This window comes from Archaeoglobus fulgidus DSM 4304, assembly GCF_000008665.1.
GTDB lineage: Archaea > Halobacteriota > Archaeoglobi > Archaeoglobales > Archaeoglobaceae > Archaeoglobus > Archaeoglobus fulgidus.
On sequence record NC_000917.1, the window covers coordinates 1128576 to 1150257 of the forward strand.

Consider the following 21682-nt stretch of genomic DNA (forward strand, 5'->3'; position numbering starts at 1 on the left):
GAAATTACTTGTTGAACTCGTAGCTCTCTCCCGGCTTTAGAATCACAACTTCGACATCCAGCCCCTTCGCCTTCACAGCCTTTCTGAAGTCCTCTGGGTCCTTCTCGACCAGCGGGAAGGTGTTGTAGTGCATCGGTATCGCTACTTTGGGCTTAACAAGCTCCAAAGCCTTAACGGCTCCGGCAATACCCATGGTGTAGTAGTCTCCGATGGGCAGAAGCATCACATCTGGCCTGTGGAGCTCTCCGATTAGCTGCATGTCCAGAAAGACATCCGTGTCGCCAGTGTGGTAAACTCTCACGCCATCCATTGAGACGATAAAGCCCGCTGGAAGGCCAGCGCTTATTATGTTCCCCTGCTCGTCTTCCAAATCTGCTGAATGCCAGGCTGGAACCATTGTAACTGCAATGCTTCCCGTTCTCGCAGTCCCACCCATGTTCATTCCCATAGTTTCGACATCATACCTCGAAAGAATTCTCGAAAGCTCGTGAATGCAGATTATGGGGGCGTTGTTTCTCTTGGCAATCTCAACCGCATCTCCAAGATGGTCTCCGTGGCCGTGGGTTACGAGGATGTAATCCGCCTTGACTTCTTCAGGCTTTACGGGAGCGTTGGGATTTCCCGTGAGGAAGGGGTCAATCAGCACCTTCATGCTTCCCTCAAGCAAAAAGGCCGCGTGTCCCAACCATGTTATTTTCATAGGTATTAATCTTCAGAAGTAAATTTAACGTTTTTTGGAGCTTGAAAAGTAATTTCAATTTTGTGAGAAAAATTATTTTAGCTATCAACTGATTTTCGATACATGGAGTTGACCACACCTGAAAGAGTTCTGTTTGAGACTGAGGTTTACGAGATCGACGATGACCTCAAGGTTAAGAGAGGGAATGTTAAGATAACGGAAAGCAGAATAATGTTCAGAAGCAACGGAAACGCAAAGCTCCTCTACATTTCGGGAATACAGATGGTTGAAATCAAGAAGGAGAACAGGTGGGGATTTTTTGCGGGAGGTTTAATCTTTCTCGTCAGCTCGGCGATAATGTATCTTCTCGGGCTGGAATTCGGCGTCGGCAGTTTCACCTCAGCTTTAATGCTATTCGTCCTTCCAACTGCGTTCCTGTTCGTTTCCCTGCTCCTCCTCTACTGGTGGTTCGTTACGAGGTCGTACCTGCTCGACATGCATACGAACTTTGGGAGAAAGCTTAGAATTAGGAGCAAAAGCAAAGAAGACCTCTACGAAATCGCAAACGCGGTAGAACTCGTGAAGATGGGTGCTGTTAGGATGCTGCAGAGGAAGGAGAGGCAATTCGTTTAAGCTATATTTTTGTCCATAAGTAACTTGGGAAGATACAATTTTGGCAGATAGATAGCCACGTAGACGCTGAAATAATTATTGAAGGCGCCCCTGTGGAAAAAAATGAGGCATTCAGAGAATTTTAATCCAATAACTTGAGGTAATGCTTCAAGTACTCCAATTCAGGCTTCAAGACTTTTTCGGGCAAAGGCATCAAAAAGGCTCAATCCCCACTTCACAGCACCACCAGACACTTAAAAGGACACAGTTCATATCGTAAACTCCTTTTTTGTCGGGTAAAGCCAAGCAGAGTAAGGTGTCGGTGGTTATACAAACGAGCCTCGATTTGCAGAGCCCGACCCTTCTCTGGCAAGTTTCTCTGCTTATTCTGCGAAAGACCTCTTGTGAAGCTATAATATAAATGCTTTCAATACTTCATCGACAATGTAGGGCAACCAGAACCCTATTACGGCTTTAACCCATTTCGCTGTGATAATTGTTGTGGCTGTTGCAGCCCTCGCGATGTACGGTGGAACCTGCGGAGCCTGTGCGGTGCTAGCATGTAACTGGAACGTTAGGGAGTGCGGGATAATCTGGAAGAACCTTTTTGAAGTAAAAAAATAAACTGTGTATGCAAGTGACAAGACTTTCATTTATTTTAAGGTTTTACTTCAGGATCCAGCCTACCTGCTGCCGCTCGGACTATCGCCTCTTTTGAGCTATATTGCATTTCAGATTAGGAATTTACCGGAACCACTTTATTCATATACCATCACACTAACATTAACGGTTTTAGCCCAATTTGCCTGAACTCATTCAATGCTGCTAAATCGCTAAAGCTGCGCTTCACCCCGAGCAGTTTGAAACTCCTGCTATTGGATTTGCTATCGGCCCTTCCTCTGATTTTACCTTTAATTATCGCAGTAAAACCTCCAGAGTTGCTGCTCATAGTAGTGGTCTCAGCGATTTCAACGGTTTTGTACGTTTTGATACCTTTTCTTGTTTTTTTGTTTAGAAGAATCGATGCCCGTGCAATTATGGTGAGTGGAATTGCGTTCTATCCTTTCCATCTGTTTCTGCCAATGATTGTGGTTTTCATCACAGGCATACCTTTAATCCTGAAGTCAAAGGGTGTTTACATAACATTAGACGGAATCGGTATGGAGAATCCTGACTTCTCAGATGCGCTTCTGGTCATCGATACAATGCTGTTCCAGATAATGCTGCTGCAACCTTTTATAACCCTCATCTACTCCAGAGGTGTTGATTTGAAAATTCAAGACGTTAGATTAATCTTGGGAACACCATTAAGACGCAGGATTCTTTCATCACTTTTTGCCTTTGTGATTGCAGGAATTGCACTACCTGAAATTGTTCTGCTGAATTTCTCCGGTATTTTGCATGTAGACTATCTGTTCTTCGTCCACCTTATCGCATCCTCCGTCTTTGCAAATTTACTTGTGCCTTCTGACTCCAGCAAGACATCCCTTGTAGTTTTTTATCTTTGGGTGTATATTTCCTAATCGTTTTCAGTTTTCCACCAGTACTTGATGCAATCCTGCCCATAATACTTGTTGCCTTTTACGATGCTGATATCAAAGTAAAGAGGTGTTGGAATGAATGCCTATCTAAGATTGGGTAGCAGTATCTTGAGAAGTAGGATATTCTGGATGCTGCAGATAGCGTTCTTACCAATTTTTTACTGGTTTGATTTCTGGTGGAAATTCGAGAAAGAAAAAGGAGATTTTTTACCTTACGGAGAAGATTGACGTGCCCGAGCAGATAACCACAAAAGACTATGTGCTAGTTTATGGTGCTCTGTACGGTCTGAATAAACAAAGAACCTTAGTTAGGATGATGGAAGCCCTTGAGCTTTTTGGATTGGGCAGCATTACAGATTGCAAGCTCTCTCACCTCTCACAGGGACAGAGAAGAATGGTGCAGCTCTCCGTCGCCTATATTTTGCAGCGCAAAGTATAAATCTCCTTGACGATCCTCTGGTTGGGATAGACAGTAGAAAATTTCCTGTTAAAGGGTTCTTTTCTGTGATCAGCGAGTACGGTGTGGTGGTCATTGCAGACAGAGACGAGAGTTCGTGGGATTTCGTTGAAAAAAGAATTGACTTTTCCGAGTTCCCTCTAATTGAATCGTAACCGTTATAAGTTGCACCGTTGCGCAACCAAACAATGCCAGACGAGAAGCTTGCGAGAGCCCTGAGGGCGAGGATTAGAAGGAGAATTTTGAAGACAATAATAGATTCAGGGGAGCTGAGCGTTACGGAGATTTCGGAAAGGCTGGGAATCGGGAAGTACAGCGCATCAAAGCATTTGAAGCTGCTCTACGATTTGGGTCTGGTTAACGCCAGAGAGGACCCACCGAGAAAGTTATATTATGTCTCAATTCCTGAGCTTAAGGAACTGCTTGAGGCTTACGATAAGGTTGTTGAGGCAATTTCGAAGAGGTGAAGGGATGAAGGCGGTAATAATTATGGGTTCGAAATCTGACCTGGATTACTCGAAGAAGATAGCTTCAAAGCTCGCAGATTTTGGCATTGATGCTGTAATGAGAATCGCTTCAGCCCACAAAACTCCCGAGAAGGTTCTGGAAATCATAAAGGAGTACGAGAAGGAGGATGTGGTCTTCGTCACCGTAGCGGGAAGGAGCAACGCTCTGAGCGGTTTTGTTGACGCAAACACCTCAAAGCCGGTAATAGCGTCTCCCCCCTACAGCGACAAGTTTGGAGGGGCAGACATCTTCTCAAGCATAAGGATGCCTTCAGGCGTTGCGCCAATGCTCGTTCTTGAGGCTGAGAACGCTGCCTTAGCGGTTGCAAAGATTTTCGCTCTTAAGGATGAGGGGGTCAGGGAGAAAGTTGTCCAGTTCCAGGAGAACAAGAGGAGAGAAATTTATAAAGCGGATGAGGAACTGAGGTGATTGGATGGGGAGTGTTAAGGATTTGGTAGTTCTCAAAGAACCCGCTGAGAAGCCCGGACTTGGAAGGTTCATCTTCTCAAACCGCTATTCGGTTTTCGACTACGGGGAGATGCCAGATAAAATAGAGGATAAGGGAAGGGCTCTCTGCATGGTCACAGCCTACTTCTTCGAAAAGCTTGAGGAGGCCGGCATAGCAACGCACTACCTCGGTTTGGTTGAAGGAGGGAAGGTGAGGAGGTTCGATGAGGTTGAGAATGCAGTAAATGAGATGGAAGTTAAGCTTGTTAGGGTTATTAAACCGAAAAACGGGGATTACAGCATCTTCAAAACCTTAAAGGGAAACTTCCTCGTCCCGCTTGAGATAATATACCGCAACAGCATTCCCGAAGGCTCCTCTCTCCTGAGGAGAATAGAGAGAGGAGAAGCCAAACCAGAGGATTTTGGCCTAACGAAAATTGAGGCGGGAATGAGGCTTGAAAGGCCAATTGTGGACTTCAGCACCAAGCTTGAAGATGTTGACCGCTATCTGAGCCATTCCGAAGCAAAGGAAATTTCTGGACTGAGCGATGAGGAGTTTGAAGCTCTCAAGGAGCTCGTTGTTAAGGTTGATGAGATTATAACGAGGGAAGTTTCGAAAGCGGGACTGATAAACGAGGACGGAAAGATTGAGGTTGCCCTTGACGATGAAAGAAACCTCATGGTTGTCGATGCCGTAGGCACTCCTGACGAGTGCAGGTTCAGCTTTGACGGCTTTGAGGTGAGCAAGGAGCTTTTGAGGGAGTACTACCGCAAAACGGAGTGGTATGATAAAGTCAGGCAGCTTAAGGGGCAGGAGGGATGGAGGGAGGCTGTGGGCTTACCGCCCCCACTTCCTGATGAAGTCAGAGAGGGAGTTTCCAACCTCTACAGGGCCTTCTGCAATGAGGTTACTGGCAGGAAGTTTTTCGATGCGCCAAAGCTTAAGGAGGTTGTTTCTCAGCTTAAAGAGGTGCTGGAATGAAGGCCGCTTTGGCTTTGGAGGATGGGACGTATCTCGAAGGTAAGGCCTTCGGGGCGGAGAGGGGTGGGCTGGGCGAGATAGTCTTCTGCACCTCCATGACGGGCTACGTTGAAGCTCTAACTGACCCAAGCTACAAGGGGCAGATTCTGATGATGACCTACCCGCTCATAGGCAACTACGGAGTGAACAGGGAAGATTTTGAGAGCGATGGGGTCAAGGTTGAGGGATTTGTGGTTAAGGAGCTCTGCAAGAATCCGAGCAACTGGAGAAGCGAGATGAGCGTTGATGAGCTGCTGAAGCAGTACGACGTTCCGGGGATAGAGGGAGTTGACACAAGAATGCTTACCAGAAAGATAAGAATTTACGGCTCCATGAAGGCTGCAATTGGCATAGGGGACGTTGACAGGGAGAAGCTTGTCAGAAAGGCGGTTGAGCAGCCCTTTATAAGCGACATTGACCTTGTGGATAAGGTCTGCGTGAAGGAGGCAAAGAGGTTTGAGTCAGATGGCGATTTGGAGGTTGTGCTTGTAGATTGCGGGGTTAAGATGAGCATAGTCAGGCAGCTGCTGAAGAGGGGCGTGAATCTCACAGTTGTCCCTTACGATTTTCCTGCAGAAAAGATTAAGGAGATGAATCCAGACGGAGTTTTCATCTCCAACGGTCCTGGGGATCCGGCAAGGGTTAAGCCCACAATCGAGACGATAAGGAAGCTCGCCGGGCAGATTCCGATGGCGGGCATATGCCTTGGCCATCAACTTACAGCCCTTGCTCTTGGGGCAAAGACCTTCAAGCTCAAGTTTGGCCACCACGGCAGTAACCAGCCAGTAAAGGATTTTGAGACGGGGAGAGTTTTCATCTCCAGCCAGAACCACAACTTTGCCGTTGACACAAAAACCCTCCCCAAGGAGTTTGAGGTCACACAAATCAACCTGAACGACCACACGGTTGAGGGGATGGTTCACAAGGATTTCCCGCTCATAACTGTTCAGTATCACCCCGAAGCGGGGCCGGGCCCCCATGACACCTACTTCTTCTTCGACAGGTATGTGGATATGCTGAGAGAATACAGGTGATGGTTAATGCCGAAGAGAGAGGATATAAGGAAAATCATGGTCATAGGGAGCGGGCCGATTGTCATAGGGCAGGCTGCGGAGTTTGACTACTCAGGAAGTCAGGCGTGCAAGGCTCTGAGAGAAGAAGGCTATGAAGTTGTGCTGGTCAACTCAAATCCAGCAACCATTATGACTGATCCAGAGATGGCGGACAGAGTTTACATCGAACCGCTGGATGCCGAAATTGTGGCGAAAATCATAGAGAGGGAAACTCCTGACGCCCTTCTCCCAACTCTCGGAGGGCAGACCGCCCTGAACCTTGCTGTGCAGCTCACTGAAATGGGAGTTCTGGACAAATATGGGGTTGAGCTCATTGGAGCGAAGTTTGAGGCAATAAAGAAGGCTGAGGATAGGGAGCTTTTCAAGGAGGCTATGAGAAAAATAGGCCTTGACGTGCCAAAAAGCGATGTTGCCCATGATGTCAGCGAGGCCTTGGCCATTGCCGACGAAATCGGCTATCCAGTAGTTGTCAGGCCAGCTTTCACCCTCGGAGGGACGGGAGGTGGAATAGCCTACAACAGGGAGGAGCTTAGAGAGATTGCTGAAAGGGGAATAAAAATGTCTATGATCAATCAGGTGCTCATTGAGGAGGGAGTGCTGGGCTGGAAGGAGTTCGAGCTTGAGGTTATGAGGGACTTGGCTGATAATGTCGTCATAATCTGCTCCATCGAGAACTTCGACCCCATGGGAGTTCACACAGGTGATAGCATCACCGTTGCTCCAGCCCAAACGCTGACTGATGTTGAGTACCAGTATCTGAGGGATGCTGCAATCAAAATCATCAGGGAGATTGGCGTTGAAACTGGAGGTAGCAACATCCAGTTTGCAGTCCATCCTGAAAACGGCAGAGTTGTTGCCATAGAGATGAACCCGAGAGTTAGCAGGTCTTCAGCCTTAGCCTCAAAAGCAACTGGCTTCCCGATAGCCAAGATCGCTGCAAAGCTTGCCGTCGGCTACACCCTCGATGAGATACCCAACGACATAACCAAGGAGACCCCGGCCAGCTTCGAGCCGACCATTGACTACGTTGTGGTCAAAATCCCCCGATTCGCCTTCGACAAGTTCCCCACTGCTAACCAAGTGCTGGGCAGCCAGATGAAGAGCGTTGGAGAGGTTATGGCTGTCGGCAGAACCTTTGAAGAAGCTCTGCAGAAGGCAATAAGGAGCCTCGAAATAGGCAGATACGGATTGGGGTGCGATGGAAAGGACAAGGAGGTGACGATGGAGGAGATAAGAGAGAGGCTGAGGTATCCAAATGCAAGCAGAGTGTTCTACATCCGCTATGCACTGCAGAAGGGGATGAGCGTTAATGAGATTTACGAGCTAACTAAGATTGACCCGTGGTTTATAGACAAAATAAAGAACCTTGTCGAGTTCGAGGAGCAGCTGAAGCAGATTGCGGAGAGGATGAGCATTGAGGAAGTTCCGAAGGAGATTCTGAAGAAGGCCAAGGAGCTCGGCTATTCAGACAGGCAGCTTGCAGTGATCTTCAACACCACCGAAAGGGAGGTAAGGAGAGTAAGGAAGGGCAAAGGGCTCAGAGTTGTTTACAAGATGGTTGATACCTGCGCTGCGGAATTCGAGGCCAAAACGCCCTACTACTACTCCACCTACGAAGATGAGAACGAGGCTTTGAGGAGTGAGAGAAAGAAGGTCATGATTCTCGGAGCTGGCCCGAACAGAATAGGGCAGGGCATTGAGTTCGACTACTGCTGCGTCCATGCTGTTTTCAGCCTGAAGGATGAGGGATACGAGACGATTATGGTCAACTGCAACCCTGAAACAGTCTCGACCGACTACGACACCTCCGACAGGCTCTACTTCGAGCCGATAACCCATGAAGATGTCATGAACATCTACGAAAACGAGCAGCCTGAGGGAGTTATAGTCCAGTTTGGCGGGCAAACGCCGCTCAACATAGCGAGGGAGCTTGAGGATAGCGGGGCGAGAATTCTGGGCACATCAGTTGACTCCATAGACATTGCTGAAGACAGAGAGAGGTTTGCTGAGCTGCTGGAAAGGCTGAACATCCCGCAGCCAGAGAACGGCATCGCCCACAGCCTTGAGGAGGCCAAGGAGATTGCGAGGAAGATAGGATTTCCTGTGCTTGTAAGACCGAGCTACGTTCTTGGCGGGAGGGCGATGGAGATTGTTTACGACGAGGAGACGCTTGAGAGATACATAACTGAAGCCTTGGAAGTCAGCCCTGAGAAACCCATTCTGATCGACAAGTTCCTTGAGGATGCCATTGAGGTTGAGGTTGATGCCCTCTGCGATGGGGAAGAGGTGGTGATTGGGGGAATAATGGAGCACATCGAGGAGGCTGGAGTGCACAGCGGTGACTCTGCGTGTGTTTTACCACCAGTTTCCTTGGATGAAGTCACCATTAACACCATTGTCGACTACACGAGGAAGCTGGCCCTCGCCCTCAACGTTGTGGGGCTTATAAACATACAGTATGCTGTTAAGGACGGTAAGGTTTACGTCCTTGAAGCGAATCCGAGAGCGAGCAGAACGGTTCCCTTCGTGAGCAAGGCTACTGGAATTCCATTGGCAAAAATTGCCGCAAAGCTTATGATGGGCAAGAAGCTGAGAGAGCTTGGAGTTAAGGAGAAGCTGAAGCTGAAGCACGTTGCTGTGAAGGAAGCTGTGTTCCCCTTCATAAAGCTTCCCGGTGTTGACCCCGTCCTCGGGCCTGAGATGAAGTCAACGGGAGAGGTTATGGGCATAGACTACGACTTCGGCCTTGCCTACTACAAGGCTGAGCTGGCTGCGGGAATGAAGCTTCCCCTGAAGGGGACAGTTTTCATCAGCGTAAGGAGGAAGGACAAGAACGACAGGCTGCTTTACCTTGCAAGAAAGTTCAAGGAGCTGGGATTCAGGATTATTGCCACTGACGGGACGAGGGACTTTCTTGTGCAGAATGGTATAGAGGCGGATTTAATCCTCAAGATAAGTCAGGGAAGGCCCAACATTCTCGATGCCATTGTGAACGGGCAGGTTGACTTAATCATCAACACGCCCTCGGGCAAGAGGGGAAGGACTGAGGGCTACATGATAAGGAGGGCTGCAGTGGATTATGGAGTTGCCCACATCACAACTCTTGCTGGAGCGATGGCGGCGGTGAGGGCTATAGAAGCAGTGAAGTCGAGAAAGATGGTTGTTAAGTCCATTCAGGAGTACCATGAGGAGAGCTGATGAATTGAAAAATCTGGCGAATCTGGACTTTGAGAGGTTTGAAAGGGCAGGAAAGCCGGAGGCAGTTTTTGCAGAGGGTAAGAGCGTTGAGGATCTTGTTAAAATAGTAAAGCGCTTCATCGAGGAGGGGAAATCCACTCTCGTTACCAGACTCAGCAGGGAGCAGATTGAAGCTCTTAAAAGCTTTGAGGAGGTAAAGATTAACGAGAGGGGCAGAATAGCTATAGTGGGGAAACCTGTTTCAGCTAAAGCAGGAAAGGTTGCCATTCTCACTGCCGGAACCTCGGACATTCCTGTTGCTGAGGAGGCTGCAGTAACGGCAGAATTTCTCGGTCTTGAGGTGCTCAGATTCTACGATGTGGGTGTTGCAGGGCTTCACCGCATTGTTGAGCCGGTGAAGAGAATCAGGGAGGAGAACGTTGATAGTGCAATTGTTGTGGCGGGAATGGAGGGGGCTCTGCCATCAGTTATAGCAGGGCTTGTTGACGTTCCTGTTATAGCAGTCCCAACCTCGGTGGGCTACGGCGTGAACCTCGGCGGGATAACCACGCTCTTTGCAATGCTACAGAGCTGCTCCTCAGGTGTGGCGGTGGTGAACATAGACAACGGCTTTGGCGCAGCAGTCTTCGCAGCTTTAATCTCAAGGGTTAAGAGAAAGGCTGCTGGAGAAGACTAACCTGCCCTCGGAGTAGACCTCCACCTTCACTTTGCTGCAGTTTAGCGGAATCTCAACAATGCTGCCGTGCAGTAGAGCTTCTTCGCCGCACCCTTTAACCTTCACAGCTGGATTTTCAAATCCTCTCAGGATTAGCTTTTTTCCCTCGATATCCACTGTCCTCAGTTCGGGATTTGCCTGGCTCATCACGAGGTGATAGGTTGCGAGGCCTACTAACGCAATGAACAGCACTGCAATTGCTGCACGCATGCAAGCTTGAGTCGACAGCACCAAACAAAAACTTTACTTTCAGCTGTGCATTTACACCAACATGATTTTTGCTGCCATAAAAAACCATCCCGCGGAGGGTCTGGGATACCTCGAAGAGGTGCTCAGCAGAGAGGGCGTGGATTACTACTACGTAGAGGCCTATTCTGAAACAAAAATGGCAGATTTTGACGCTATCGTTATTCTTGGAGGGCCGATGGGAGTTTATGAGGCTGAGAAGTACCCCTTTTTGAAGTGGGAAATGGATCTGATAAGAAAAACGTACAGGGAGAAGCCGGTGATGGGAATCTGCCTCGGGGCTCAGCTTATTGCAGCATCTCTCGGCGGAAGGGTTTATCCTTACATCATGGAAATAGGGTGGAGAAGGGTCAGAAGGGTGGCGGATGTTCCTCTGCCGGACGAAATAGAGGTTTTCCAGTGGCACGGAGACACCTTCGACCTGCCGCGGAACGCAGAGCTAATTTACGAGGGGGAGGAGGTGAAAAATCAGTGCTTTATTGCGGAAAAAGCCCTGGGCCTTCAGTTCCACGTCGAGATGACACTTGAGCTTATTGAGAAGTGGGTTTCAAAGGATAAAACACTGAGTGAGGAGGAGAAAAAGAGAATTGTGGAGGAGAGCAGGGAGAAAATAAAAGCCCACAACGAGCTGTGCGAAAAATTTGTGGAGTTCTTCCTCACTCTTTAGCTTCAATCTCTTTTATTTTCAGGTAGAGCAGTGGGAGGAAGAGGCCCACATCTGTAACGACCCCTATGGCCTGATGCGTTCCCCTGTCCATGAGCTTCGTCACCGTTGAAGGGTTCATGTCAACGCAGATTGTTTTGACATATGATGGCAGAAGGTTGCCAACGGCGATGCTGTGAAGCATCGTTGCGAGCATTATAACCATGTTTATTCCCCTCAGAGCCTCCTTCATCTTCTTCTTCGCCACCATGACGTCTGTGATGACCTCAGGAAGCGGGCCGTCATCTCTTATTGAGCCTGCAAGGATGAAGGGAACATTGTTCTTAACGCACTCGTACATTATGCCGTCCTTGATTATCCCCTTCTCTATGGCCTTCTTTATGCCCCCAGCAGCGATAACCTTGCTTATGGTGTAGAGGTGGTGTCTGTTTCCTCCTGGCACTGGCCTGCCCTTGCAGATGTCCATTCCAAGGGAGGTGCCGAAGATTGAGATTTCGATGTCGTGCACGGCTAAAGCATTCCCTGAAAGGAGCAAATCAACGTAACCGTCCCTTATCAGGGCGGCCAAGGCATTTCTGGCTGAGGTGTGGTCAACTGCCGGACCAGCGACGACCGCAATCTTCCCGCCCTTGAGCTTCAGCTCGTAAATCTCCCTTGCAATTGCCTCAATCATCCTCTCGGTCGGCCTTTCCGAGGAAACTCTGCCCCCCATGAACTCAAAAACGGTCGATTTTCTCGGCCTCTCTGGAGGGACGACCCTCACACCCTTCTCGCCCACCACAACCCTGTCGCCCCTGACGACCTCATCGATTGGTATGCAGTAAGCCCTCCCATCCCTGATAACTATCACTCTGTCCATGCTGATGTCCTCAACTGGCAGCCACTCTCCGCCGTATCTAACGAATGTGGGGTGGTTTGTAGTCACATAAAAGCCGTCGGGGAGAACCTTGTCAGCAGGAGCTTCGGCTAGCTCAACCTCCTCTATATCGGGAATCCTCGCCCCTATTTTGTGAAGCTCCTTCAGAATCTGCTCAAGGTGAGCGTCATCCCTCCCAAAGACTATCATCCTTGCATAGCTCGGGTCATCTTTCTTTTTACCTACTCTGAACTCCAGAATCTCGAACTCGCCATCAAGGTCGAGTATAATGTCCAGTGCCTTCGTAAAAATCATGGAGTCAATCAGATGCCCCTCAAACTCAACCTCTCTTGCCTTCATACAATCACCCTCATCAGGTAATCCCTGCTTTCAATTATGGATTTTTCCTCTCTTGTCTCAATGGTTAAAAAACCTGTGTATCTGTTCAGGTTGAATTTACTCAAATCAACAGTTCCGCGGCCGAGAGCTAAATGCTGGTCTGCGGTGCCGTCGTTGTCGTGCAGGTGCATGTTAACAACTCTGTCGAAGTTTTTGAGGAAGAAGGGGTTTTCCCGTATGTTGTAGTGCCCTACGTCTATCGTGAGCCCGAGTGTGGTTTTGCCCATTATCTCATTCAAAGCCCTCTCCAGACCGTCTTCTATCATGATAGTGTTTTCGAGAGCGAGCTGAACTGGGCAGGTTTTTACGAAGGGCAGGAACTCATTCAACAGAACGCTCTCGTTGTGCCTGTCGAAAAGGGATTTGTTGAAGTAGAAATTGCCGTTGTTTATGAAGGCCGGATTCCAGCCTATGTGGAACGTCACCACCTCCGCCCCGCACTTCTCGGCAAAGTAGCAGACCTTGCTCATCTCCTTGTAGCTGGCCTTTCTCATCTCATTGCTTATCGAAATGAAGTTCGTGCTCGTTGCCGGGGCGTGGATGAGCAAGTCCAGATCATAGCTCCACTTCAACTCAATTACCTCAGCAAAGCTCAGATTTTCAAGAGAGTAGAGGGGGTGGTCCATCAGAATCTCGACATGGGTGAAACCGTTGTTTGCGGCGAACTCAAAGGCCTCTTTCGGAGAGTGCCTCACATCGGGCTGCATTCCGAGCTTCGCCGATATCACGGTTCCACCATCGTCCCGATTCCCTCTTTAGTGAAAAGCTCTATCAGTATGGAATGGGGACGTGAGCCGTCGATTATGTGGGCCCTCTCAACTCCGCTTTTCAGAGCCTTAATGACGGCATCGACCTTGGGTATCATGCCTCCCCTTATGACTCCCTTGCTTCTCATGTTCTCGAGCTCTGACAGCCGGATTCTGGAAATCAGCGTTGATTTGTCATCCGGATTCTCGAGTATTCCCGGAACGTCGGTTAGCATGATGAGCTTCTTCGCCTTCAAAGCTGCAGCAATGTCTCCCGCAACAACATCGGCATTCAGGTTGTAGGTGTTTCCCGCAAGGTCGGTTGCCACGGGGGACACGACTGGAATGAACCCGTTATCAAGCAGAATTCTGATAATTTCGGGATTTACAAATTCGGTCTCCCCAACAAAGCCGAGGTCGATTATTACCTCCTCTTCACCCTTCTTCATCCTCATTTCCTTTTTTCTGGCCACAATCAGCAAACCGTCCTTCCCGCTAAGGCCAACGGCCTTGCCGCCGTTTCTTATAAAGGTCGTAACAATCTTAGAGTTGACCTTTCCGTCCAGAACCATCTCCACAACTTCCATTGTCTCTTTATCAGTCACCCTCAGTCCTTCAACAAATTTGGGCTTCAGTCCGAATTTCTCCATTTTTTCGGAAATCTCGGGCCCACCGCCGTGCACCACCACCGGCTTTATACCGACGAAGTAAAGAAGCACTATATCCTTGATGGTGTCCTCAAGAATCCTGTCGTTGACCATCGCATGACCGCCAATCTTGATAACCATCGTGGTGGAGTGAAAATCCTTTATATATGGAAGAGCCTCGATCAGCAGTTCCACGTTTTCCATGTGTCCAGATTCAGGTTGGGATACTTAAGGATTATCAGACCGCATTGCTGGAGGCAAGTGTTAAAAACTGCCTGGATTCCCAAAATCGGCGTGGATGGCTCAGGCAATCTGCTGAGCAATTGTAAAGCTGCTGAATGGTAGTAGCCTTGAAAAATCTTTAGATTGGAGCGGACCCGGCGGGATTTGAACCCGCGATCTACGGCTTAGAAGGCCGTCGCTCTATCCATGCTGAGCCACGGGCCCTTAAGGGTAGGGGGGCATTGGTGTTTATATCAGTATCGCTTAAGGATTTTGATAAGCTCCCCGCAGAAGTACGGCAAGTCGTCGGGCATACGGGAGGTTATTACGTTCCCGTCAACAACAACCGGCCTGTCTTCGTAAAGGGCTCCCGCTGCAATCAAATCGTCTCTTATTCCAATCCAGGACGTCATTCTTCTTCCCTTAACGGCCATCGCCGATATCAAAAGCTGAGGTCCGTGGCAGATGGCTGCAACTGGCTTTCCAAGCTCCAAAAAGTCCTTGACTATCTCAACAGCCCTCTCGTTTATTCTGACCCTTTCAGGGGACTTTCCGCCAGGGATGACCAGCCCGGCGTAATCCTCAACCTTCACATCCTCGTAGGTTAAATCCGGCCTCACCTGATAGCCTTTCTTCCCCACCCTGACTTCGAGAGACGATGAGGCGACCTTCACCTCTAACCCCTCTTCCCGGAGCCTGTAGAGCGGGTAGAAAAGCTCGAGGTCCTCAAATTCATTCTCAGCCAGAATCAGCACCCTCATGATAACAGCTCAAAAACCTAATATTTACCTTTTCCCAATCTTACTTGTGGAGAGAAAACTTAGAAACCTTCAGCTTGCCGAGAAGGTAGAAAAAATAGCGGAAAAAGACGTTAATCTCGCTGAAAAGGTTGTCAGAAGCTTTGAAGACAGGGAAGCAAAGATTTTCGGCTTCTTAACCCTCTTCAAACTAACGAGAAACCCCGAATACCTCAAAGATGCCGTTGAGATGGCTGAAACTGACGAAGACTATCTCATGATAGTGGAGCGCTCCGAAGAGGCTTTGCCTGAAATTGCCGAGATGATTGAAAGCAGCTACCGCAAAAATCTGGCGTACTGTGTGCTTCTCGAAAAAACTGGTGATCTTAATTTAACCACGAAGATTTCGGACGTCAGACTTCTCTCAGCTTCACTGAAAAGGGTTGCCATGAAGAGGCATTACCCTGAGAGTCTAAGGGTTGCGAGAATGATTCCAGACCCCTACTACAGGGCTTTGGCTCTCATGGAGCTTGGTGAGAAGGAGAGAATCGACTTGAAAGATGAGATTGCTGAAGCGGTGAAGCAGGTGGACAATGCAGCAATGAGGAGGAGGCTTGAGGAGAAAATGAAGAAAAATATTAATTCTCCGAAGCAACTCTGATTATGGGCGAGACGAGCGTAACACTAATTGGCTTAATTGTAGGGCTCCTTTTCGGTCTCAGCGGTATAGCAACTCTCCTAAGCCTGATGAGTGACGTCGTCAGCGACGCGCAGGCTCAGCTTTCTCAGCTTGGCGTTGCTTCAACGCTTGTAATGCTGGTTATCGCGCTGATTCTGATAATTAAAGTCAGAGTGCTTTCCGCCCTTATTGTGGGTGCTGTGATTGGAGCAGTGCTGAATTTGGTCCTACAGGCCAACGGTGTGAACATTCTGGAGATGCTGAGGGCAGCAGTGTTCGGAACATGAGTTTGACCGGTTTGGTCAAAACTGCGAAAGTGATTTAACAAGAAATCAAAAAGCCTAAATCATGGACGAGTTAGAGCTAATCAGACAGAAAAAACTCAAGGAGATGATGCAGAAAATGAGTGGTGAGGAGAAGGCTAGAAAGGTTTTGGATTCTCCGGTAAAGCTGAACTCATCGAATTTCGACGAGACGCTGAAAAACAACGAGAACGTGGTAGTGGACTTCTGGGCGGAGTGGTGCATGCCGTGCAAAATGATTGCTCCGGTTATTGAGGAGCTGGCAAAGGAGTACGCGGGAAAGGTGGTGTTCGGAAAGCTGAACACAGACGAGAATCCAACCATCGCGGCAAGGTACGGAATTTCAGCCATTCCAACGCTGATATTTTTCAAAAAAGGAAAGCCGGTGGACCAGCTTGTGGGAGCAATGCCGAAAAGCGAGCTGAAGAGATGGGTTCAGAGGAATCTCTAAACGAACATTTGCTTGGGCGGCTGTCTTGAGGGCATCTTGACCTTCTCGGCAGCCGTGAGCAAATCTTCGGTTTCTATTTTATCTTTTCCCTCCGCAATCGCCTTGTGCAGAGAGGCTTTTATCACCTTCTCAACCAGGTCTCTGCCGCTGAATCCCTCCGATGCAGCAGCAACAAGCTCAAGCCTGGCCTTAACAGGAACTGGGAATTCTTCAAGGTTTCTCCTTAGGATTTCAAGTCTCTCCTCATAGCTGGGCAGCCTGAACTCTATCTCCTCCTCGAATCTGCTCCTTATCGATGCGTCAAGCAGCTCAACTCTGTTTGTTGCAGCAATCGTGCATATCCCCTCGTTGCTGTTCGTCCCGTCAAGCTCTGTCAGCAGGGCATTCACAATTTCCGAAACATCGCCCCTGATTTCCTGATAGCCTCGGTCAAGGGCTATTGCATCGAACTCGTCCAGAAAGACTATACAGGGAGCAAGCTGCCTTGCCCTCTCGTAGAGCTCGTGAACTCTTCTCGCTCCGTCACCAACATGCTCTCCGATAAGCTTCGTTGACTTCACCGACAAAAAGGGTGTTTTTGCCTCGTTGGACAGGGCTTTGGCCATCATCGTCTTACCTGTGCCGGGTGGGCCGTAGAAGAGCACGTTCTTCGGAGCCCACTTGCCGAACTTTTCTGGATTCCTGAGATACTCAAGAATGACCTTTGCCTTCCTCTTTGCCTCTTCCTGCCCAACCACATCGTCCAGCGTGATGTCTCTGACAATTTCGGTCTCGATAACTCTGGGGTCGCTTTCCACGAGGATTATCGTGGAGTCCGAAATGTACCCCGATGGCGGGTCGCAGTCGATTACCTCAAAGGCAAAGTCGGGAAACATCCTCATATCGAAAATTAGCTTGTTCTTGTGCACAAACTCCCCCTTCCACTGGTCTTTAGCGTAAACATCAAAGACCTTCGGATTATCCACCTGGGGATATTCGTGATAGCTCGCCTTGAGGGGGTAGCCCAAAGGACGAACTATCAGGTATCTCAACTCAGCCGTTTCCCTCTTTGCCATTCACACAATATTTGCTCCTCTGCTTAATATGTCTTTTTATCGTCACTCCAGCAAGACGCGTATAACCGTCAGCGTTGAACTTCTGGCTATCTCCGGAATGCTTCCACCCCCGAGAACCACAACAAGCTTTCCGTTGCAAATCTCTTCTGCCAGCTGTTTAATCTTTACTGCTATCTCCCTGTAGTCCCTAACTTTCAGACCGATATCTCCGTAATCCCCGACGTGCGTGTCATGGCCGAAGTACCAGAAAAGGATGTCCGGATTGAAGTTCTTAGCCTGATCGCAGAACATTTCAACAGCATCTCTGTAAGAGTGGGTAAAGTAGCTGACGTCGATTTTTAGCCCGTCTTCCGATACGTAATCTCTGTCGCAAATGCAGAAGTGCAGCGCTTTGAAATCATTGAGCTCAATAAGCTCTCTCGTTCCATCGCCATGATGCGCGTCGGTGTCTATGATGGCAACCCTGAGCTCACCAAACTTGTCGTAGAGGTTTTGAATCGCCAGAACCACGTCGTTGAAGCAGCAGTATCCCCAAAAGTAATCTCTGCCTGCATGATGCCCCCCAGCTCCGATGTAGCAGAAGGCGTTTTTCAGCTCTTCGCAGTAAACCATCTCCGCTGCCCTAACAACTCCCCTGCGGAGTGCCAGGCTGTCGAGCAGAGAGGGTCCTTTTTCACCCCTTCAAGGTGCTCTTTGGTGTGTATTTTCAAAATCAGCTCCTCATCGACTGCTGGCGATTCGATAATCTTCAATTTTGGGCTCTCAATTTCTGCAAAAGCTTCGGGAAAGTCTCTCAGCCTTGTTCCCAGTGTGAGATAGCTTCTTCTGCTGAAAGAAGGGTGATAAAAAACACCAGTAAACATAAAAATTTAGGAAGACTTGAGTTCAGGGAAGTCGTCGTAGAAGTACTCGTGCTCCCCCTTCTCTCCCTTCTTCCTCTTCTCCTCCTCAATCTGCCTCAGCTCAACTCTCCTTATTTTACCGCTGATGGTCTTGGGCAGCTCGGGAACAAACTCGATTATCCTGGGTATCTTGTACCTCGCAAGAATATTCTTGCAGTGCATGAACAGCTCAAGAGCAAGCTCCCTTGATGGCTCGTAGCCCGGAGCAAGTATGACGAAGGCCTTGACGAGCTGATACCTTATGGGATGCGGGCTTCCAACAACAGCAGCCTCAGCAACTGCAGGGTGCTCAATAAGGGCGCTCTCAACCTCAAATGGTCCGACACGGTAATCAGAAGTTTTTATGACATCATCAGCCCTGCCAACAAACCACCAGTACCCCTTCTCGTCGAAGAACGCCTTATCTCCCGTGTAGTAGTACTTTCCAACGAAAACTTTGGCCGTTTTCTCAGGGTCGCCCATGTACTCCTTGAACAGCCCAATCGGCCTCCAGCGATCAAGCCTGACGACGATGTGGCCAACCTCATTGGGCTTCGTTATTTCATTGCCCTCATCATCAACGAGAGTAACGTCGTACATGAAGGTGGGCCTGCCGAAAGAGCCGGGAATGATTTTGCCTCCCTTGAACCACGGCGGGTTGCCTATCATTGCGGTGCTCTCCGTCTGGCCGTAGAAGTCCCTGATTTCCGTGTCGGTGTACTTCTTCCACTGCTCGTAGAGTTCGGGGTTGAGTGGTTCTCCAGCGCTAACGACATCCCTCAATGCCGAGTAGTCGTACTTTCCTATGTCTGCGAACATGAACAGCCTCCATGCTGTTGGCGGGGCGCAAAAGGTGTTGACCTTGAACTCGGACACAGCCTGAAGGTAAAGGTCACCGTTCAGCCTCGTGTAGTAGAAACCGGTCGCAGTGGCTCCGACGTTAAGAGGGGCAAAGAAGGAGCTCCACGCGTACTTCGCCCATCCCGGAGCGCTCAGGTTGTGGTGAATATCTCCCGGTTGCACATTGATTATGCATGCTGTCATGAGGTGGCCCACTGGGTAGGATGTAGCGGTGTGGGCAACTCTCTTCGGCAATCCCGTCGTTCCCGAGGTGAAGAAGCTGAAGATTATGTCGTCCCACTTCGTCTTTGCAGCCTCAGCTTCCGACGACTCCTTGCTAAGGGAATCGTAGCTCTCCCATCCGCTCCTGTCTCCGATAACAATTTTGACTTTTGGCTCCGCACCAACGTTGCTTAAAGCCTCATCAATTGTTTTGGCTGAAGCTTCGTCGGCCATAATTGCAACCGGCGGGTAAACTTTGAACCTGTATTCAAGGTCTCTGACCGTCATCGTTGTAGCGGTGGGAACTCCTATGAACCCTCCCTTGACAGTTGCAAAGGTTGCGAACCATATTGGGGGCAGGAGGGGAATCATCATGTAGAAGCTGTCCCCCTTCTCCACGCCGTGTCCCCTCAGGAAGTTAACAATCCTGTTTCCTTCAGCAGCAAACTGCTCGTAGGTGTATTCCTTCTTTTCTCCCGTCTCAATGTTCGACCATATCAGGGCCTTCTGATTCCCCCTATCCTTCACGTGAACTCCCTCAAAGATTTCTTCCGCCCAGTTGAAGTACTCAGGCAGCTGCATCGTGTTCAGCTTTCTGAAAAACTCTTCCATGGCCTTTTCCTTCGTCTCATTGTCTGGCAACTTCGTCAATTCGATAAATTCCCTATATATCTCCTCCATCTTCATAACAACCTCCCTTACCTACATTTTTAATCACACATCTTTTACATAGTATTTAAGAATTTTGATTCGAATTGAATTAAATGAAAAGTTTTAAGTTTTCAGAACAATGACATATGAACAATGACGAATATAAATGAGAAAAGGAAAGAATGGGAAGAGAAATGTCTCAAACCGTGGTTGCAAAAAGCTGGGCAGAGAGAAGAAAAGTTCGAGACACTATCCGGCATTGAAGTTAATACAGTTTATGATCCAACGGACATTGAACACATAGACTTTGTGAGAGACATCGGCTATCCGGGAGAGTTTCCCTTCACGAGGGGAGTTTATCCGAACATGTACCGCGGAAGGCTGTGGACTATGAGGCAGTTCTCGGGCTTTGGCACCGCAGAGGACACCAACAGAAGATGGAAGATGCTGCTCGAAGAGGGTGAGACGGGCTTGAGCACAGCCTTCGACTTTCCAACTCTGATGGGCGTGGACAGCGATGACCCGCTTGCAGACGGAGAGGTGGGCAAAGTAGGAGTTGCCGTTGACACGCTTAAGGACTTTGAGATTCTCTTCGACGGCATCCCGCTTGATAAGGTCTCGACGTCTTTCACCATCAACCCTCCTGCGGGTATCATACTGGCAATGTACGTTGCCATCGCAGAAAAGCAGGGAGTTCCAAAGGAGAAAATCAGAGGGACAATTCAGAACGACATGCTGAAGGAATTCCACGCCCAGAACACTCTCGTTTTGCCTCCCGAGCCATCTCTCAAGATAATTGTTGACATCTTCGAGTGGGGAATTGAAAACGTGCCTAAATTCAACTTAATCAGCATCTCTGGCTATCACATCAGAGAGGCTGGCTCAACAGCAGTTCAGGAGCTTGCTTTCACAATTGCTGACGGAATGGCCTACGTTGAGGCTGCGATGGAGAGAGGGATAGACATTGACCGCCTTGCCCCACAGCTCAGCTTCTTCTTCAACTCCCACAACGACTTCTTTGAGGAGATTGCGAAGTTCAGGGCTGCAAGGAGGATGTGGGCCAAGATTATGAGGGATGAATATGGAGCCAAGAATCCCCGCTCATGGTGGCTGAAGTTCCACACCCAGACAGCAGGCTGCTCTTTGACGGCTCAACAGCCCCTGAACAACATCGTGAGGACAACGATTCAGGCTATGGCTGCGGTGCTTGGCGGGACTCAATCATTGCACACCAACAGCTTTGATGAGGCTTGGGCTTTGCCGAGCGAGGAGGCCGTGAGAGTTGCACTGAGAACGCAACAGATTATCGCTTACGAGAGCGGAATTCCCAACGTTGTCGATCCGCTTGCAGGAAGCTACTACGTTGAGTGGCTTACTGACAAGATGGAGAAGCTCGCATGGAAGTACATCGAGGACATAAGGAAGATGGGTGAGGGCAGCATGCTCAGAGGTGTGCTTAAGGGCATAGAGAACGGGTTCTTTGTGAGAGAGATTTCAGATGCAGCTGCGAGATACCAGAGGGAGATTGAGGAGGGCAAAAGGATAGTTGTTGGCGTGAACAAGTTCACCATTGAGGAGGAGCTTAAGATTCCCATTCTGAAGGTTGACCCAGAAGTTCAGAGAAGGCAGATTGAAAGGCTGAGGAAGGTCAAGGCCGAGAGGGACAATGAGGCGGTGAAGGAGGCTTTGGAGTGGTTGAGAAACGCTGCCGAAAACGATGAAAATGTCATGCCTCCGATAATGGAGGCTGTTAAGGCCTATGCGACGATTGGAGAAATAATGGGTGTGCTTAAGGAGGTTTACGGCACCTACAAGAAGCCGATAATCATCTGAG

Annotated in this window: 25 protein-coding genes and 1 tRNA gene; 15 read left to right on the plus strand and 11 right to left on the minus strand. The window is 49.0% G+C overall.

The features are described from left to right. Nucleotides 1-4: 4 nt before the first annotated feature. Nucleotides 5-700 (minus strand): metal-dependent hydrolase, encoded by a 696-nt coding sequence (locus AF_RS06390; RefSeq protein WP_010878760.1) that lies wholly within the window; start codon nucleotides 698-700, stop codon nucleotides 5-7. Between the two features lie 102 nt (nucleotides 701-802). Between AF_RS06390 and AF_RS06395 the strand changes: the two genes are divergently transcribed. The 10 genes from AF_RS06395 (at nucleotide 803) to larB (ending at nucleotide 10211) form a co-directional block, all read left to right on the plus strand. Continuing rightward, entirely contained in the window at nucleotides 803-1312 is a 510-nt protein-coding gene (locus AF_RS06395) for a hypothetical protein (protein ID WP_010878761.1), read from the plus strand. A gap of 468 nt (nucleotides 1313-1780) precedes the next feature. Then, nucleotides 1781-1915, plus strand: coding sequence for a hypothetical protein (locus AF_RS13720; protein ID WP_280097405.1), 135 nt, complete (start codon nucleotides 1781-1783; stop codon nucleotides 1913-1915). Between the two features lie 236 nt (nucleotides 1916-2151). After that, a complete protein-coding gene (locus AF_RS06400; RefSeq protein WP_143274413.1) occupies nucleotides 2152-2814 on the plus strand; it encodes a hypothetical protein in 663 nt (220 codons plus the stop codon). Between the two features lie 93 nt (nucleotides 2815-2907). Next, complete coding sequence (locus AF_RS13100; protein WP_156029524.1) at nucleotides 2908-3060, plus strand: hypothetical protein; 153 nt, start codon at nucleotides 2908-2910, stop codon at nucleotides 3058-3060. Between the two features lie 417 nt (nucleotides 3061-3477). Beyond that, the gene (locus AF_RS06410; RefSeq protein ID WP_010878765.1) at nucleotides 3478-3756 is read left to right on the plus strand and encodes a helix-turn-helix domain-containing protein; all 279 of its coding nucleotides are present in this window, start codon (nucleotides 3478-3480) and stop codon (nucleotides 3754-3756) included. A 4-nt stretch (nucleotides 3757-3760) separates the two neighbouring features. Continuing rightward, nucleotides 3761-4225 (plus strand): 5-(carboxyamino)imidazole ribonucleotide mutase, encoded by a 465-nt coding sequence (purE, locus tag AF_RS06415; RefSeq protein WP_048064360.1) that lies wholly within the window; start codon nucleotides 3761-3763, stop codon nucleotides 4223-4225. Between the two features lie 4 nt (nucleotides 4226-4229). Next, entirely contained in the window at nucleotides 4230-5225 is a 996-nt protein-coding gene (purC, locus tag AF_RS06420) for a phosphoribosylaminoimidazolesuccinocarboxamide synthase (protein ID WP_010878767.1), read from the plus strand. Continuing rightward, entirely contained in the window at nucleotides 5222-6298 is a 1077-nt protein-coding gene (gene carA / locus AF_RS06425) for a glutamine-hydrolyzing carbamoyl-phosphate synthase small subunit (protein ID WP_010878768.1), read from the plus strand. The genes purC and carA overlap by 4 nt, the downstream gene beginning before the upstream one ends. Before the next feature lie 6 nt (nucleotides 6299-6304). Then, complete coding sequence (gene carB / locus AF_RS06430; protein ID WP_010878769.1) at nucleotides 6305-9535, plus strand: carbamoyl-phosphate synthase large subunit; 3231 nt, start codon at nucleotides 6305-6307, stop codon at nucleotides 9533-9535. After that, entirely contained in the window at nucleotides 9522-10211 is a 690-nt protein-coding gene (larB, locus tag AF_RS06435; protein ID WP_010878770.1) for a nickel pincer cofactor biosynthesis protein LarB, read from the plus strand. Before carB ends, larB begins: the two co-directional genes overlap by 14 nt. Here the strand turns inward: larB and AF_RS06440 are convergent. Beyond that, nucleotides 10176-10460, minus strand: coding sequence for a hypothetical protein (locus tag AF_RS06440; RefSeq protein ID WP_010878771.1), 285 nt, complete (start codon nucleotides 10458-10460; stop codon nucleotides 10176-10178). The genes larB and AF_RS06440 overlap by 36 nt on opposite strands. 61 nt (nucleotides 10461-10521) lie before the next feature. Here AF_RS06440 and AF_RS06445 point away from each other — a divergent pair, with 61 nt between their 5' ends. After that, nucleotides 10522-11163 (plus strand): type 1 glutamine amidotransferase, encoded by a 642-nt coding sequence (locus AF_RS06445; RefSeq protein WP_010878772.1) that lies wholly within the window; start codon nucleotides 10522-10524, stop codon nucleotides 11161-11163. Here AF_RS06445 and AF_RS06450 read toward each other — a convergent pair. The 5 genes from AF_RS06450 to AF_RS06470 form a co-directional block, all read right to left on the minus strand. Further along, on the minus strand, nucleotides 11153-12376 hold the full coding sequence (locus AF_RS06450) for a TIGR00300 family protein (protein ID WP_010878773.1): 1224 nt from the start codon (nucleotides 12374-12376) through the stop codon (nucleotides 11153-11155). The genes AF_RS06445 and AF_RS06450 overlap by 11 nt on opposite strands. After that, entirely contained in the window at nucleotides 12373-13143 is a 771-nt protein-coding gene (locus tag AF_RS06455) for a sugar phosphate isomerase/epimerase family protein (protein WP_231487448.1), read from the minus strand. The genes AF_RS06450 and AF_RS06455 overlap by 4 nt, the downstream gene beginning before the upstream one ends. After that, complete coding sequence (gene argB / locus AF_RS06460) at nucleotides 13140-14012, minus strand: acetylglutamate kinase (RefSeq protein ID WP_010878775.1); 873 nt, start codon at nucleotides 14010-14012, stop codon at nucleotides 13140-13142. The genes AF_RS06455 and argB overlap by 4 nt, the downstream gene beginning before the upstream one ends. A gap of 168 nt (nucleotides 14013-14180) precedes the next feature. Continuing rightward, nucleotides 14181-14255: transfer RNA gene (locus AF_RS06465), tRNA-Arg, on the minus strand. A gap of 29 nt (nucleotides 14256-14284) precedes the next feature. Next, complete coding sequence (locus AF_RS06470; RefSeq protein ID WP_010878776.1) at nucleotides 14285-14791, minus strand: type 1 glutamine amidotransferase domain-containing protein; 507 nt, start codon at nucleotides 14789-14791, stop codon at nucleotides 14285-14287. A gap of 46 nt (nucleotides 14792-14837) precedes the next feature. On the opposite strand from AF_RS06470, the gene AF_RS06475 reads away from it, so the two are divergent. The 3 genes from AF_RS06475 to trxA all read left to right on the plus strand — a co-directional run bounded on the left by AF_RS06475 (nucleotide 14838) and on the right by trxA (nucleotide 16199). After that, a complete protein-coding gene (locus AF_RS06475) occupies nucleotides 14838-15428 on the plus strand; it encodes a hypothetical protein (RefSeq protein WP_048064361.1) in 591 nt (196 codons plus the stop codon). Nucleotides 15429-15430: 2 nt separating this feature from the next. After that, on the plus strand, nucleotides 15431-15733 hold the full coding sequence (locus tag AF_RS06480) for a hypothetical protein (RefSeq protein ID WP_010878778.1): 303 nt from the start codon (nucleotides 15431-15433) through the stop codon (nucleotides 15731-15733). Between the two features lie 61 nt (nucleotides 15734-15794). Next, nucleotides 15795-16199 (plus strand): thioredoxin, encoded by a 405-nt coding sequence (gene trxA / locus AF_RS06485; RefSeq protein WP_010878779.1) that lies wholly within the window; start codon nucleotides 15795-15797, stop codon nucleotides 16197-16199. On the opposite strand, the gene AF_RS06490 is transcribed toward trxA, so the two are convergent. Genes AF_RS06490 through AF_RS06500 form a run of 4 tightly spaced genes read right to left on the minus strand, consistent with a single transcriptional unit; the run spans nucleotide 16196 to nucleotide 19884 of the window. After that, nucleotides 16196-17254 (minus strand): AAA family ATPase, encoded by a 1059-nt coding sequence (locus AF_RS06490; RefSeq protein WP_010878780.1) that lies wholly within the window; start codon nucleotides 17252-17254, stop codon nucleotides 16196-16198. The two genes, trxA and AF_RS06490, sit on opposite strands and share 4 nt — an antisense overlap. Nucleotides 17255-17296: 42 nt before the next feature. After that, on the minus strand, nucleotides 17297-17866 hold the full coding sequence (locus AF_RS06495) for an acetoin utilization protein (protein WP_010878781.1): 570 nt from the start codon (nucleotides 17864-17866) through the stop codon (nucleotides 17297-17299). Beyond that, nucleotides 17845-18117, minus strand: coding sequence for a hypothetical protein (locus AF_RS13490; RefSeq protein ID WP_244372730.1), 273 nt, complete (start codon nucleotides 18115-18117; stop codon nucleotides 17845-17847). The genes AF_RS06495 and AF_RS13490 overlap by 22 nt, the downstream gene beginning before the upstream one ends. Before the next feature lie 6 nt (nucleotides 18118-18123). Further along, nucleotides 18124-19884, minus strand: a complete 1761-nt coding sequence (locus AF_RS06500; protein WP_010878782.1) for an acyl-CoA synthetase — start codon at nucleotides 19882-19884, stop codon at nucleotides 18124-18126. A 117-nt stretch (nucleotides 19885-20001) separates the two neighbouring features. Here AF_RS06500 and AF_RS06505 point away from each other — a divergent pair, with 117 nt between their 5' ends. Then, entirely contained in the window at nucleotides 20002-21681 is a 1680-nt protein-coding gene (locus AF_RS06505; protein WP_010878783.1) for a methylmalonyl-CoA mutase family protein, read from the plus strand. The last annotated feature ends 1 nt before the right edge of the window (nucleotide 21682 follow it).

Bases quoted from the DNA above. Each gene is read 5' to 3' on its own strand.
- AF_RS06390 (WP_010878760.1), bottom strand. From the start codon at position 700: ATGAAAATAACATGGTTGGGACACGCGGCCTTTTTGCTTGAGGGAAGC.
- AF_RS06395 (WP_010878761.1), top strand. From the start codon at position 803: ATGGAGTTGACCACACCTGAAAGAGTTCTGTTTGAGACTGAGGTTTAC.
- AF_RS13100 (WP_156029524.1), top strand. From the start codon at position 2,908: ATGAATGCCTATCTAAGATTGGGTAGCAGTATCTTGAGAAGTAGGATA.
- AF_RS06410 (WP_010878765.1), top strand. From the start codon at position 3,478: ATGCCAGACGAGAAGCTTGCGAGAGCCCTGAGGGCGAGGATTAGAAGG.
- purE (WP_048064360.1), top strand. From the start codon at position 3,761: ATGAAGGCGGTAATAATTATGGGTTCGAAATCTGACCTGGATTACTCG.
- purC (WP_010878767.1), top strand. From the start codon at position 4,230: ATGGGGAGTGTTAAGGATTTGGTAGTTCTCAAAGAACCCGCTGAGAAG.
- carA (WP_010878768.1), top strand. From the start codon at position 5,222: ATGAAGGCCGCTTTGGCTTTGGAGGATGGGACGTATCTCGAAGGTAAG.
- carB (WP_010878769.1), top strand. From the start codon at position 6,305: ATGCCGAAGAGAGAGGATATAAGGAAAATCATGGTCATAGGGAGCGGG.
- larB (WP_010878770.1), top strand. From the start codon at position 9,522: ATGAGGAGAGCTGATGAATTGAAAAATCTGGCGAATCTGGACTTTGAG.
- AF_RS06440 (WP_010878771.1), bottom strand. From the start codon at position 10,460: ATGCGTGCAGCAATTGCAGTGCTGTTCATTGCGTTAGTAGGCCTCGCA.
- AF_RS06445 (WP_010878772.1), top strand. From the start codon at position 10,522: ATGATTTTTGCTGCCATAAAAAACCATCCCGCGGAGGGTCTGGGATAC.
- AF_RS06450 (WP_010878773.1), bottom strand. From the start codon at position 12,376: ATGAAGGCAAGAGAGGTTGAGTTTGAGGGGCATCTGATTGACTCCATG.
- argB (WP_010878775.1), bottom strand. From the start codon at position 14,012: ATGGAAAACGTGGAACTGCTGATCGAGGCTCTTCCATATATAAAGGAT.
- AF_RS06470 (WP_010878776.1), bottom strand. From the start codon at position 14,791: ATGAGGGTGCTGATTCTGGCTGAGAATGAATTTGAGGACCTCGAGCTT.
- AF_RS06480 (WP_010878778.1), top strand. From the start codon at position 15,431: ATGGGCGAGACGAGCGTAACACTAATTGGCTTAATTGTAGGGCTCCTT.
- trxA (WP_010878779.1), top strand. From the start codon at position 15,795: ATGGACGAGTTAGAGCTAATCAGACAGAAAAAACTCAAGGAGATGATG.
- AF_RS06490 (WP_010878780.1), bottom strand. From the start codon at position 17,254: ATGGCAAAGAGGGAAACGGCTGAGTTGAGATACCTGATAGTTCGTCCT.
- AF_RS06495 (WP_010878781.1), bottom strand. From the start codon at position 17,866: ATGGTTTACTGCGAAGAGCTGAAAAACGCCTTCTGCTACATCGGAGCT.
- AF_RS13490 (WP_244372730.1), bottom strand. From the start codon at position 18,117: ATGTTTACTGGTGTTTTTTATCACCCTTCTTTCAGCAGAAGAAGCTAT.
- AF_RS06500 (WP_010878782.1), bottom strand. From the start codon at position 19,884: ATGAAGATGGAGGAGATATATAGGGAATTTATCGAATTGACGAAGTTG.
- AF_RS06505 (WP_010878783.1), top strand. From the start codon at position 20,002: ATGACGAATATAAATGAGAAAAGGAAAGAATGGGAAGAGAAATGTCTC.